The organism is Dactylosporangium sp. NPDC050588 (assembly GCF_040654975.1).
Taxonomy (GTDB): Bacteria; Actinomycetota; Actinomycetes; order Mycobacteriales; family Micromonosporaceae; genus Dactylosporangium; species Dactylosporangium maewongense.
In genome coordinates this window covers 1-13,816 of record NZ_JBFAJA010000073.1, presented here as the reverse complement: position 1 = coordinate 13,816, position 13,816 = coordinate 1, and the positions used below count along the sequence as shown (strand labels likewise).

The window sequence follows — 13,816 nt, the reverse complement described above, 5'->3', positions numbered from 1 at the left end:
CTCCCCCGGCCACCAGGAATCGACAGTCACGGCTGATGCGACTCCGGCTACTGATAGTTATGCTTCGATATCGTTGCGGTGATGCCACCGTCGACGCTCGGGAGCCTGAAGTTGGAGTCCGATGGAGCTGCGGGTGCTGGGGCCGATGGAGGTCGTCCACGAAGGCCGGCGATGGACCATCTCCAGCACCCGCAGCGGCACGGTGCTGGCCTGCCTGGCGGTCAACAGCGGCCTCGTCGTGCCGGTCGCCGACCTCATCGAGGCGGTGTGGCCCGAGCCACCACCGACGGCCCGGTCGCAGATCCAGATCTGCGTCTCCCAGCTGCGCCGGACGCTCGCCGAGGCCGGCCGCGCTTCGGCCGTGATCACCCGCACCGGCGGGTACCAGCTGCGGATGGCGCACGAGGAGATCGACGCCCACCGGTTCGGCCAGTTCGTCGACGAGGGTCGCCGGCTGGCCCGGGAAGGGTTCACCGAGGAGGCGCTGGAGCAGCTGCGCGCCGCGGAGGCCATGTGGTTCGGCCCGGCGCTGCCCGGCATCCCGGGCGAGCCGGCCGAGGCGTGGCGGCGGCAGCTGGAGGAGGCCCGCGACACCGCGGTCGAGGAGCGCATCCGGCTGGAGCTGGCCACGGGCCGGCACGAGGAGCTGCTCAGTGAGCTGGAGCGGCTGGCGGTGGTGCACCCGCTGCGGGAGCGCATCCACGCGCATCTCATGCTCGCGCTGTACCGGTGTGACCGTCAGGCCGAGGCGCTGCAGGTGTACCGGCGGGCCCGCCAGCTGCTGGTGGAGCGGCTCGGCGCCGATCCCGGGCCGGAGCTGCAGCGGCTGGAGCGGGCGATCCTCACCCAGGACCCGGCGCTGGACCTGCCGCCGACCGCCGGTCCGGTCGCGGCGCTGCGCACACCCGCCGGGGCGCCCGGGCCGCCGCGGCAGCTGCCGATGGACGTCGCCGACTTCACCGGCCGCGAGAAGCTCGTCGAGGAGATCCAGGCGGCGCTGACGGCGCGCCGGGACGACCCGCAGCAGCCGGGCAGCTCACCGGTGGTGGCGATCAGCGGCCCGGGCGGCGTCGGCAAGACCAGTGTCGCGGTGCACGCCGCGCACGGCCTCGCCGACCAGTTCCCCGACGGGCAGCTGTACGCGAACCTCGGCGGGCGGCCCGGCTGGGAACGGGTGCCGGAGGTCCTGGCGCAGTTCCTGCGGGCGCTGGGCACCAGCGGCCCGGCCATCCCGGAGAGCGTCAGCGAGCGCGTCGCCCAGTTCCGCAGCCTGCTCGCCGGGCGGCGGGTGCTGGTGCTGCTGGACAACGCCGCCGACGAGACGCAGGTGCTGCCGCTGCTGGTCAACGCGCCCGGCTCCGCGGCGATCGTCACGTCCCGGGTGCGGCTGACGGCGCTGCCGGGCTCGCACCAGTTCGACGTGCAGGTGCTGTCCGGCCGGCAGAGCGCGTCGCTGCTCTACAGCATCGTCGGGCCGCGCATCCTCGCCGAGCCCGACGAGGCCGACGAGCTCGCCGCGCTGTGCGGGCACCTCCCGCTGGCCTTGCGGATCGCCGGCGCCCGGCTGGCGTCCCGCCCGCACTGGCGGGTCGAGCGGCTGGTCAGCCGGCTGCGGGACGAGGCGCAGCTGCTCGACGAGCTCGTGCACCGGGACCTGTGCGTGCGCGGCACGCTGCGGCTGAGCTACGACAGCCTGCCGCCGGAGACCCGGCGGCTGCTGCGCCGGCTCAGCGTGCTGCCCGGCGACGACTTCCCCGCCTGGATCGCGATGCCGCTGCTGGAGGCCGGGCACGACGTCGTCGAGGACTCGCTGGAGCGGCTGGTGGACGTCCGCCTGCTGGAGGCGCACGCCGACGAGACGACCGGCGCCGTGCGGTACCGCTTCCACGACCTCGTGCGCGCCTTCGCGCGGGAGCTGCTCGCCGCCGAGGAGCCCGACGGTGTCCGCGAGGAGCTCGTCCGGCGGGTCGTCGCGGGCTGGCTCACGGCCGCGGAGCTGGCGCACCGCCGCGAGTACGGCGGCGACTACACGATCGTGCACGGCACCGCGCCGCGCTGGCCGTTACCCGACCCGGTGACCGGGCCGATGCTCGCCCGCCCGATGGAGTGGCTCGAGCTGGAGCGGCTCAACCTCGTCGCCGCGGTCCGCCTGGCCGGCGACGCGGGGCTCGCCGAGCACTGCTGGGACCTGGCGTTCACCCTGGTCACGCTGTTCGAGACGCGGGCGTACTACGACGAGTGGGCCGAGACCGCCGGCATCGCGCTGCACGCCGCCCGCCGGGCCGGCGACCGCCGCGGCGAGGCGGTCACGCTGCACTCCCTCGGCACCATGCACATGTTCCTGCGCAACCCGGACCGGGCCGAGCCGAAGCTGCGGCAGGCGCTGCGGCTGCTCGACAGCGTCGACGACCCGCACGCCGCCGCGCTGGTCCGGCGCAACCTCGCCTACCTGGACCGGCTGCGCGGCGACGCGACGGCGGCCCTGGACGGCTACCGGGCGGCACTGACCGCCCTGCGGCGGGCCGGCGACCTGGTCGCGGAGGCCCACGTGCTGTCCAACCTGGCCCGGGTCCGGCTCAGCCAGGGCGCCCCCGACGAGGCCAGGGAGCTGGTCGAGGAGGCGCTGAGCATCTGCCGGTCGGTCGGGGTGCGGCGGGTCGAGGCGCAGGTGCTGCACCGCGTCGGCGAGGTGTACCTCGACACCGGCGATCTCGGTCGCGCCGCCCAGGCCTTCGAGCAGGTGCTGCACCTGGTCCGCAGCGCCGCCGACCGTACCGGTGAGGCCCACGCCCTGCACGGTCTCGGCACCGTGCACGCGAGGGCCGGGCGGACCGCGCGGGCCCGGGCGACGCTGCAGCGGGCCGTGCAGGTGGCCCAGCGGGTCGCCGAGCCCGTCGTGGAGGGGCAGGCGCTGTTCGAGCTGGCCCGGCTGCCCGACCGCGAGCCCGGCGAGGCATCCGCGCAGCTGGCCGCGGCGCTGGAGATCTTCGACCAGCTCGGGGCCCGCGGCTGGCACGCCCGGGCCGCCCAGGCACTGCGCGACCTGCACGAAGACGCCCCCTGATCCGGACCTGATCCAGGGGGCGCACTGCCCGTGCCGCCCGCTACCGCGGGTGACCGACGACGGCGACGGCCGGACTGCTCCAGCCCGTCTCCGCCTTCACCTGGCCGGGGCCGCGCACGACGGCGGCGGCCGGCAGGACAGCGACCAGCGCGGCGGCGGTCACGACGAACCGACGAATCATCGGGGCTCTCCTCACGTGGTGCGGACTGCGGTCGCACCGGTTCTACCCGGGCCGCTATCGTTTCGCTTTCGCCGCGCCTTCGCCGGCGTGCCGCCCCGCCGGATAGCCGCGGGATAACCGGCCGAATAGGGCGCGGGCACAACCTCCTTGCGAACGACGCCGAACACGCGAACGACGCGAACGACGCCGAACACGCGACAACGCGACAGACAGCCGACGCGAGGAGATGGCAGATGACGATCGTCGAACAGCCCGCCCGCCGCACGACGGCACAGCTCCCGCCCGCTGGGAGCATCGAAGGGCTGCAGCTGGTCGAGGTGCTCACCGGGGTGGCCCTCGACACCTTGCGGGAGGTGACCAGCGCCCGGCCGGGCCCGGTCACCGCGGGCGGGCCCGCCGCGGTACGCGAGGCCGCCGGGCGGCTGCTCGCCGGGCCGCTGCTGCCCGAGGAGCCGGGCGACCCGGTCGAGACGTTCCGGCGGTTCGTGCGCGAGTTCGCGACCTGGTCCGTCGACATCAGCCACCCCGCCGCGGTGGCCCGCATGCAGTGCCCGCCGACCCCGGTCGCGGCCGCCGCCGAGCTCGTCCTCGGCGTGCTCAACCAGTCGCTGCACGCCTGGGAGGCCGGGCCGTGGGCGCTGGAGCTGGAGCGGTACGTCATCCGCAACCTCTGCGACGTCGTCGGCTACGGCCCGGCGGCCGGCGGCACGATCACCGCCGGCGGCAGCATCTCCAACCTCATGGCGATCCTGACCGCCCGGGACAGCGTGATGCGCCGCGAGTCCGGGGTGGTGCCGTTCTTCGACGGCCTCGCCGGGACCGGCCGGCGGCCGGTCGTGCTGGCCACCGACGCGACCCACTTCTCCATCGGCAAGGCGGTCGGGATCACCGGCATCGGCGAGCAGGCGATCGTGCGGGTGCCCAGCGACGCGCTGGGTCGGCTCGACCCGTCGCAGCTGCAGCGGACGCTGGAGAACCTGCCCGACGACGCCGTGCCGGTCGCGGCGATCGCCTGCGTCGGCTCCACCGATCAGGGCTGGGTCGACGACCTGCCGGCCCTGGCCGACGTGTGCGGGCGGTGGGGCGTGTGGCTGCACGCCGACGCGGCGTACGGCGGCGGCGCCCTGTTCTCGCCGCGGCTGCGCGGACGCCTGGCCGGCCTCGAGCGGGCCGACTCGGTGACGCTGGACCTGCACAAGTTCGGCTGGACCCCGGCGACCTCGGGCATCTTCCTGGTGTCCGACGCCGCGCACCTGGCGCCGCTGTCCGGGCAGACGACCACGACGCTGAACGCCGACGACGACAAGGCCGCGGGTTACATCGGCCTGTACGGGCAGTCGGTGCAGGCGACCCGCCGGGCGGAGGCGTTCAAGATCGCCGTGACGATGGGCGCGCTGGGCCGCGCGGGCATGGCCGAGATGGTCGACGGCTGCCACGACCTCGCCCGGTACGCGGCCGGCCAGGTCGCCACGCACCCGCGGCTGGAGCTGGCCGCCGAGCCGTCGCTGAGCACCGTGCTGTTCCGGTACCTGCCGGCCGGCGCCGACGGCGACGACGCCCGGCTCGACGCGTTCAACGGCGCGCTGCGCCGGGAGCTGATGGACCGCGGGGTGGTGCTGCTGGCCCGCACCAGGGTCCGCCGCGCCGACGGCAGCCAGCCGGTCTTCCTGAAGATCATGGTGCTGAACCCGGCCACGACACCGCAGGAGATCGACGAGATCCTGGCCGGCATCGTGGCGGTCGCCGACGAGCGTGCCGGCCGCGAGGGGGCGTGAGCGATGACCGCCACCGTGCACCGGCCATCGCCGGACACCATCGCGGCCACGGCACCCGAACGGCGGTTCGCGACCACGGACTCCGCGGACAACAGCGTCCGTGACGGGATGCGGCGCCTGCCCGGCGTGCTGCAGCTGCCGCTGACGATGCTCACCGGCCGCCCGTACACGGGACAACGCCGCCTGCACCTCACGCCCACTGCCCATCTGATCGCGGCGCTGGCCTCCATGGCGGCCGGTCTGGCGCTGAGCGGGGCGGCGCTGGCCCTCGGCGGGTGGTGGCTGTGGCTGCTGCTGCCGGGCTGGGCGAGCACCCTGCACGGCGCCCGCAACCAGCGGATGATGATGTTCCACCAGTGCGCCCACCGCAACATGTGGGCCAGGCGCGGGCCGGACCGGGTGCTGGGCAAGATGATCGCCGGGCTGCTGATGGTGCAGGAGTTCGAGCGGTACAGCACCGAGCACGTCGCCGACCACCACGCGCTGCACCACATGACGCTGCGGGACCCGACCGTGCAGGCGTTCCTGGTGAGCCTGGAGCTGCGCCCCGGCATGACCCGCGAGCAGATGTGGCGGCGGGTGCTGGGCAAGCTCGTCTCGCCGGTGTTCCACGCGCGGTTCCTGTGGGCGCGGGTGCGCTCCTACGCCCACGCCGCCAGCCCGCTCGAACGGGCGCTCACCCTCGCCTGGTACGCCGGGCTGGCCGTCGCGGCGACCCTGCTGGACGGCTGGGCGCTGCTGCTGCTCGGCTGGGTGCTGCCGATGACCCTGTTCTTCCAGGTCAGCAACACGCTGCGGTTGTGCGTCAAGCACACGTTCCCCGGCCGGGACGTCGAGTCCCGCCGCGGCAAGGAGTACTTCGCGAGCCTCACCAACGCCATCTGCATCGGCGAGCCGGTGCCCGCGGCCGGCCTGCGCGGCGGTGCCCGGCTGCGTGCCTGGGCCCGCTGGTGGACGCGGATGCTGCTGGTGCACCTGCCCAGCCGGTACCTCGTGCTCACCGGCGACACGGTGTGCCACGACTTCCACCACCGGCGGCCGATGACCCGCGACTGGGCGAACTACATCTTCGCCCGCCAGGACGACGTGCTGACGGGCCACAAAGGGTGGCCGCCGTACCGCGAGATCTGGGGCATGGTGCCCGCGATCGACCTGGTCTTCGAGTCCCTGTCGCTGGCCGACCCGGACGAGTTCGACCGGGCGCGGCTGGCCGAGGCGAGCGACCGCGAGCTGTTCGCCGCCTTCGACGACTGACTGTCCCCCAGAGGATTCCCAAAGGAGCGAACCATGCAGCGACTCGTCATTCTCGGCGTGGCACACAGCGACGCCCACGCGGTGGCCAACCATCTCATCGCGATGCAGCTGCGCGAATACGGCTTCACCGTCGTCAATCTGGGCGTCTGCACGCCCCTGGCCGACTTCGCCGCGGCGCTGGAGGCCAACCCCACCGCCGAGGCGGTCGTCATCGGCAGCCTCAACGGCCACGCCTACGCCGACCTCGCCGACCTGCCCGCGCTGCGGGCCGCGGGACGGCTGCGCTGCCCGGTCGTGCTCGGCGGGAACCTGACCGTCGGCAGCCACAAGTCCGCCGGCGGCATCGAACGGCTGCGCGGCCTCGGCGTCGACCACATCCTCGAGAACCCGTTCGAGCTGCCGGTGGTGCTCGACCTGATCCGCGAGGCCGCGACCGCTGGGAGGGTGGCGGCCGGTGTCTGAGACCGTCGAGTGGGCCGGGATGCGCATCGACCGGTCCACCGCCGCAGACCTGCCGCAGTGGCGGGAGACCGTCGACGCGCTGCGCACCTCCACCCGGCCGCGGGCCGCCGACGCGCTGCGCGCCGCCCACCGCACCGGCCGGCCGATCGCGCAGCCCCGCTGCGGGGTCGGCGGCCACGAGGAGATGCTGGAGCTGCTGCGCCGCCTCGAGCCGGCCGGGCCGGGCATGCTGACGGTCACGATCGACTCGTACACCCGGCTCAAGCAGTTCGACCGGGCCGCGCAGGCGCTGCGGGAGGCGCCGGCGGACCTCAACGGCTACCCGCTCACCGTGCACGGCTGGCGGCGCGGCCGGCAGCTGCTGGACGCCGTCGGGGTGCCGCTGGAGGTCCGGCACGGCTCGCCGGACGCCCGGGACCTGTTCGCGGTGGCCCTGGCGGCCGGGTTCACCTCGTTCGAGGGCGGCGGCATCGGATACAACGTGCCCTACTGCAAGGACGTGCCGTTCGCGACGTCAATGGAGGCGTGGCGGCAGGTCGACGCGGTCTGCGGGGCGCTCGCCGACGACGGCGTGATCGTCGACCGGGAGCTGTTCGGCACCCTGACCGCGGTCCTGGTGCCGCCGTCGATCAGCCTGGCCTGCACGCTGCTGGAGGCGATCGCCGCGGTGCGGGAAGGGGTGCGCTGCCTGTCGATCGCCTACCCGCAGGGCGGTGAGGTGCACCAGGACGTGGCCGCGCTGCGCAGCATCCGTGCGCTCGCCGCGCGGTACCTGCCGCCGCACGTCGCGGTGCACCCGGTGCTGCACGAGTTCATGGGGGTGTTCCCGCGCGGCCGGGGCACCGCCGACGCCCTGATCCTCTACGGCGGGCTGGTCGCCAGGCTCGGCGGCGCCGACAAGATCATCAACAAGACCAACCAGGAGGCGTACGGGATTCCCGACGCCGACGCCAACGCCCTGGGCATCCGTACCGCCCTGATGGGCACCTCGGAGCTGCTGGACTTCGTGGCGCTGGACGAGGCCCGCATCGACGAGGAGATGTCGTGGCTGCAGCGGGAGGTCGCGGAGCTGGTCGACCCGGTGCTGCAGGACGGTGACGTGCCGGCCGGGGTCGCCGGGGCGTTCGCGGCGGGGCGGCTCGACGTGCCGTTCAGCGCGAGCGTCCACGCCCGGTCGCTGGTCGTGCCGGCCCGCGACGCGACCGGCGCGATCCGCTACCGCCGCACCGGCGAGCTGCCGTTCTCCGCGGCCGTGCGGCAGCGCAACGACCGCCTCACCGACACCGGCGCCGCGGCACCGGACCGCTTCATCCAGGCGGTCACCGCCGACATCAACTACTTCCTCCGCGACGAGCCGGCTTCCGTCTGACCACCGAAAGGGTCCTGTGATGAGCTCGCACCGAACGAACGCCGAGGCGACCGCGGCCGACCGGGCGCACGTGTTCCACTCCTGGTCGGCGCAGGGGGCGCTGCGACCGCTGCCGGTGGCCGGCGGGCTCGGCAGCCGCTTCTGGGACCTGGAGGGCAACACCTACCTCGACTTCTCCTCCCAGTTCGTCAACCTCAACATCGGCCACGCGCACCCGAAGGTCGTCGAGGCGATCCAGCGGCAGGCAGCGACGCTGCCCACGATCGCCCCGCACTTCGCCAACGACCAGCGCTCCGAGGCGGCCCGGCTGGTCGCGTCGCACGCCCCGGACGGGCTCACCAAGGTGTTCTTCACCAACGGCGGCGCCGAGTCCAACGAGCACGCGGTGCGCATGGCCCGGGTGGTGACCGGCCGGCCGAAGGTGCTGTCGGCGTACCGGTCCTACCACGGCGCCACGCACACCGCGATGCACCTGACCGGTGACCCGCGCCGCTGGGCCACGGACACCGGCGCCGCCGGCGTCGTGCGCTTCTTCGGCCCGTACCTCTACCGCAGCGCCTTCCACGCCACCACCGAGCAGGAGGAGTGCGACCGGGCCCTGGCCCACCTGGAGCAGGTCATCGCGCTGGAGGGCCCGGGCACGATCGCGGCGGTGCTGCTGGAGCCCATCGTCGGCACCAACGGCGTGCTCGTCCCGCCGGCCGGCTACCTGCCCGGCGTGCGCGACCTCTGCGACCGGCACGGCATCCTGCTCATCTTCGACGAGGTCATGACCGGGTTCGGCCGCACCGGCGCCTGGTTCGCCGCCGACCACTGGGGTGTCCGGCCCGACCTGCTCACGTTCGCCAAGGGCGTCAACTCGGGCTACGTCCCGCTGGGCGGGGTCGTCCTGTCCGACGCCGTCGCCGCCGCGTTCGACGAGCGCCCCTACCCGGGCGGGCTGACGTACTCCGGGCACCCGCTCGCCTGCGCCGCCGCGGTCGCCACGATCACCGCCATGCGGGAGGAGGGCATGGTCGAGCACGCCGCCCACCTGGGCGAGCACCTCATCGGCCCGCGCCTGGCGAAGATCGCCGACGCCCACCCCAGCGTCGGCGAGGTCCGCGGCCTCGGCGTCTTCTGGGCCGTCGAGCTCGTCCGCGACCGCGCGACCCGGGAGATGCTCGTCCCGTTCGGCACCGCGGGCGCGCAGGGCGCCGTCGGCGAGGTCGTCGCCGAGTGCCACCGCCGCGGCCTGTGGCCGTTCGCCCACTTCAACCGCATCCACGTCCTGCCCCCGTGCAACACCACCGAGGCCGACGTCCACGAGGGCCTGGACATCCTGGACGCCGCCCTGGACCTCGCCGACCGCCACGTCACCCGTCAGCCGCATCTGCGGACCACGACACGCGACGCGTGATTCCTCCGGCGGCACGCCTGGCGATACCATCACCATCACCATCATCGGAAAAGGCGACGGGAAAGTCCGCATTCAAGATTGGGCTTGAGTGGGGCGGGTCGAGCCAGCCGCCGCGACAGCGGCCGAGTCTCTCGAGGCATTGACGAGCGAGGCAACCGTAGCGCTCTCGACGATGCCTTCGGCCACGCGCGCCACCGCCGTCTCGGGCACCGGCTTCTTCGTCACTCCCGACCTGGTCGCGACCTGCGCGCACGTCGTCGCCGGCGACGTCGCCGACCTGCCCGACTTCGTGCGCGCACGCGACACGGTCACCGGTGAGGAGCTCACGCTGCGGGCCGTGCCGGAGCTCTACTTCCGGCACCGCGACGGCATCGACCTCGCCCTGCTCAGCATCACCAGGTCCGTGCCGGCCGCGGGTCGCGCGTTCGTCCTGCCGTCGACGGACCTGGTCGCCGGGGACCGGCTCTGGACCTGCGGGCATCCGGCCGGCGACGTCCCCGCCGGCTTCAGGTACCAGGGAACGTCGCGACACAAGCTCAAGCCGGCCGGCCGGCTGCCGCGGCTCTTCGGCGCCCCGCTCCAGGGCAGCGCCAGCGGCAGCCCGGTCGTCAACCTCCGCACCGGGGCCGTCTGCGGGCTGCTGTGCCTGTCCGACGACGGCGGCGCGCACCTCGTGCCGATCGGCGCCGTGCTGGAGCGCTGCGCCGAGGCCCAGGCCCTGCTTGACGCCGGCGCCACCGCGCACGGGCGTTGGCTGGCCCGGCTCAGCGACGAGCAGCTGCTGGCCGGGGCGTGGCCGGTGCCGACCAAGCGCCTGCGCGGCTACCTCGACGCCGCCGAGAAGGCCGCGCAGCGGCACCCCTACCAGGAGCTGATGGTCCCGCAGGACCACGGGGCACACCGGATGCCGGCGCTGTCGGAGATCTACGTGTACCAGCTGGCCACCGGCGAGAACGAGGAGGCCCGCGACGGCATCGAGGCGACCGACCTCGTCCCGATCGCCGCGGATCAGATCTTCGAAGGCACCGGCGACAGCGTCCTGCTCGGCGACGCGGGCTCGGGCAAGTCCAGCCTGCTGCAGTCGGCCGTCTGGACCTCGGTGCAACGCTGGGAGCGGGACGTCGACACGGTCGTGCCGGTGCGTGTCCGCGCCGCCCAGCTGCTCGGCAGGAAGATGCTGCCGGAGCTCGTCGCGGCCGCCGTCAACGAAGAGCTCGGCGCGGTCGGCGCCGGGCAGCAGTGGCCGGCCGGGTTCTTCGCCACGCCACCGATGGCCGGCGTACGGTGGCTGGTCCTGGTCGACGGCCTCGACGAGATCATCGAGTACCGCGACCGCAAGGCGGTCATCGACAAGATCGTGGGCTTCCGGGCGCTGTCGGACCGTGCCGCGCACCGGTTCGTCGTCGCCACCCGGCCGCTGACGGAGATCGACCACTACGCCGGCCCCGACTTCACCCCCGCGGCCTTCCGCCTGCTGCCGTTCACCGATCAGCAGTTCGTGCAGTTCGCGCAGCGATGGTTCGAGCACCTCGGCTCGCCGGAGCCCGGCGACCGGGCCGCAGACCTGCTCGACCGGATACTCGGCGGCGGCCTCGACGACCTGTTCCGGATCCCGCTGGTCGCGATGATGATCTGCAAGCTGGTCGCGGACCAGCCCGGCGACGCGCTGCCGTCCTCCAGCATCGAGCTGTATCAGCGGTTCGTGTCCATGCTGACGGAGCGGCTCTTCCGCTCTGATCTGCGCGCGTCGCTCAACCGGGTGGCCGGCGACTACGGCGCCGAAGCGCTGCCGGCGGTCGACCGCCTGCTGAGCCAGGTCCACCCGCTGGCCTGCCGGCTGGCCTGGCGGCAGCGCACCGACCAGCGCACGGACGCGCTCGCCGCGATGGTGGAGTGGACCGCGCACCTGCGACCCCCGCACCTGCCGGACAGCACGTGGCGGGTGCTGGTCCGCGAGACGCTGCGCCGCACCGGCCTGCTCGTCGAACGCGACGGCCGCTTCCAGTTCCTGCACCACAGCATCGCGGAGTTCCTCGCCGCCCTGCACGTCGACGCCGACCGGCGCCTGCGCGCCGACGAGTTCGCCGCCGTATTCCGGGCCCGCCGGGGCGGCTGGTCCACGGCGCGGCCGCGCTGGCGGCATCCGTACGCCCGGTTCCTGGCGTTCCTGTGGCGGGACCGCGAGGACCTCGGCGAAGCGTTGCGGCACATCGCCGCCGGCGGCGGCCTCGACGGGGGCCTGTTCATCGCGGCGCTGCGCCACGACGGCGTGCCGGTGCCGCCGGCCGCCCTCGCGATGGCGGTGAAGACGCTGACACCGTTCGCCGGCAGCGGCCGCGACCTGCCCAGTCGACGGTCCGCGATCGATGCGGTGACCGTGCTCGACCGGGCGGCCGGGGCCCGCCTGCTGGTCGCGGCGGCGACCGATGCCGCCGTGGACAAGCTGGGACGGCGTTGGGCTGTCGAGACGCTGGCCGGGCTGGCCGACCGGCGGGCGGCGGCCCGCCAGTCCGCGCACCGCCGCGACGGCGTGCCCCGCGATCACCGGTGGGCGCTCAGGGTGCTCGCGTCACGGCCCGGCCCGGCGGGCGCGGACCTGCTCGCGAAGCTCGCGGCCGACCGCGGTCTGGACGGGGTCGACCGGGAGTGGGTGTTCCAGGCGCTCGAGCGGGCGGGTGACCCGCGGGTGGGAGGGCTGCGGACCGCGGCGATGGGCGTGTATCCCGTGGGCCTGACCGAGCCCAGTAGGGTGGTCGGCCCGGCCGACGGTCTCATCGGTGCGGCACCGAGCGGCCGGCGGGTCCGCGCGCGGTTCGCCCGGTTCAACGCGCCGTGGCAGAGCCCGGCGGTGAGCGAGGTGCTCGAGCCGCTGATCGCCCAGCACAGGGCCGTCCACCCGAAGGCCGACCTGCGGCTGCTGCAGCGGGCGTATGACATGGCCGAGCACTTCCACAGGGGGCAGTACCGCGAGTCCGGCGACCCCTACATCACCCACCCGCTCGCCGTGGCCACGATCCTCGCCGACCTGGGGATGGACACCGCGACCCTGGTCGCGGCGCTGCTGCACGACACGATCGAGGACACCGACTACACGATCGAGCGGTTGCAGCACGACTTCGGCGGCGAGGTCACGCTGCTCGTCGACGGCTTGACCAGGCTCGACAAGGTCAAGCTGCGCGGCGCGGCGAAGCCCGAGACGATCCACAGGATGATCGTCGCCACGGTCAAGGACCCGCGGGTGCTGGTCATCAAGTTCGCCGACCGGCTGCACAACATGCGGACGCTGACGTTCGTGCCCCGCACGAAGCAGGAGCAGAACGCCAAGGAGACCCTGGAGATCCTGGCGCCGCTGGCGCTCCACCTCGGCATGAACGCGATCAGGCGGGAGCTGGAGGACCTCGCGTTCGCCACGCTCTTCCCGAAGCGGTTCGACGAGATCAGCCGGCTCGTCGCCGAACACACCCCGCAGCGCGACTCGCTGCTGCGCACGGTCACGCGGAAGGTCGCCACCGACCTCAAGTCAGCGAAGATCAGGTCGGAGGTCATGGGCCGGCCGAAGCACCTGTTCTCCATCTACCAGAGGATGATCGTCCGCGGCCGTGACTTCGGCGACATCTACGACATGGTCGGCGTGCTCGTCCTGGTCGACACGGTCCCGGACTGCTATGCCGCGCTCGGTGTCATCCACGAGAACTGGCAGCCCGTCCCGGGGCGGTACAAGGACTACATCGCGATGCCGAAGTTCAACATGTACCAGTCGCTGCACACCACCGTGATCGGGCCGAACGGCAGGCCGGTCGAGCTGCAGATCCGCACCTACGCGTTGCACCGCACCGCCGAGTACGGCATCGTCGCGCACTGGCGCTACAACGCGGGCAGGGACGCCGCGATCGCCGAGCCCGGGACGGGACCGGCGGAGTTCCTCGACGCGCTGCGTCTCGACCTGTCCGGCCGGGAGGTCTACGTCTTCACGCCCAAGGGCGACGTGATCGAACTGCCGGCCGGCGCGACGCCCGTCGACTTCGCCTACGCCCTGGACACCGGCATCGGCCACGCGTGCATCGGCGCGCGGGTCAACGGCAGGCTCGTGCCCTTGGAGGACGCCCTGTCCAGCGGCGACGTCATCGAGGTCTTCACGTCGAGGTCCGAGACCGCCGGCCCGCCCCGGGAGTGGCTGGGCTTCGTCAAGAGCCCCGAGGCCCGCACCGCGATCCGGCGGTTCCACGACCGGGACCGCCGGGAGGACGCCGCCGGGTGCTGCCCGTACAGGTGGCGATGACGACCTTCGGGCTGGCCGTGCCGTTCGCGGCGG

Annotated in this window: 7 protein-coding genes and 2 pseudogenes; 8 read left to right on the top strand and 1 reads right to left on the bottom strand. The window is 73.7% G+C overall.

The annotated features are described in order from the left end of the window. Nucleotides 1-121 precede the first annotated feature (121 nt). On the top strand, nucleotides 122-3,064 hold the full coding sequence (locus AB0I21_RS40360) for a BTAD domain-containing putative transcriptional regulator (protein WP_360568969.1): 2,943 nt from the start codon (nucleotides 122-124) through the stop codon (nucleotides 3,062-3,064). A 40-nt stretch (nucleotides 3,065-3,104) separates the two neighbouring features. On the opposite strand, the gene AB0I21_RS40355 is transcribed toward AB0I21_RS40360, so the two are convergent. Next, a complete protein-coding gene (locus AB0I21_RS40355; RefSeq protein ID WP_360568968.1) occupies nucleotides 3,105-3,245 on the bottom strand; it encodes a hypothetical protein in 141 nt (46 codons plus the stop codon). A gap of 233 nt (nucleotides 3,246-3,478) precedes the next feature. Between AB0I21_RS40355 and AB0I21_RS40350 the strand changes: the two genes are divergently transcribed. The 7 genes and pseudogenes from AB0I21_RS40350 to AB0I21_RS40320 form a co-directional block, all read left to right on the top strand. Then, the gene (locus AB0I21_RS40350) at nucleotides 3,479-5,020 is read left to right on the top strand and encodes a pyridoxal-dependent decarboxylase (RefSeq protein ID WP_360568967.1); all 1,542 of its coding nucleotides are present in this window, start codon (nucleotides 3,479-3,481) and stop codon (nucleotides 5,018-5,020) included. A 3-nt stretch (nucleotides 5,021-5,023) separates the two neighbouring features. Beyond that, complete coding sequence (locus AB0I21_RS40345; RefSeq protein ID WP_360568966.1) at nucleotides 5,024-6,274, top strand: fatty acid desaturase; 1,251 nt, start codon at nucleotides 5,024-5,026, stop codon at nucleotides 6,272-6,274. 33 nt (nucleotides 6,275-6,307) lie between these two features. Further along, entirely contained in the window at nucleotides 6,308-6,736 is a 429-nt protein-coding gene (locus AB0I21_RS40340) for a cobalamin-dependent protein (RefSeq protein WP_360568965.1), read from the top strand. After that, nucleotides 6,729-8,105, top strand: a complete 1,377-nt coding sequence (locus AB0I21_RS40335) for a methylaspartate mutase (protein ID WP_360568964.1) — start codon at nucleotides 6,729-6,731, stop codon at nucleotides 8,103-8,105. Before AB0I21_RS40340 ends, AB0I21_RS40335 begins: the two co-directional genes overlap by 8 nt. Nucleotides 8,106-8,124: 19 nt before the next feature. After that, nucleotides 8,125-9,504 carry an aspartate aminotransferase family protein gene (locus AB0I21_RS40330; RefSeq protein WP_360568963.1) on the top strand — a complete coding sequence of 460 codons (1,380 nt, stop codon included), beginning with the start codon at nucleotides 8,125-8,127 and terminating at the stop codon, nucleotides 9,502-9,504. Between the two features lie 172 nt (nucleotides 9,505-9,676). Next, nucleotides 9,677-10,132 (top strand): annotated as a pseudogene (locus AB0I21_RS40325) (serine protease); the annotation flags it as partial. A 2,151-nt stretch (nucleotides 10,133-12,283) separates the two neighbouring features. Next, nucleotides 12,284-13,753 (top strand): annotated as a pseudogene (locus AB0I21_RS40320) (RelA/SpoT family protein); the annotation flags it as partial. Nucleotides 13,754-13,816 lie beyond the last annotated feature (63 nt).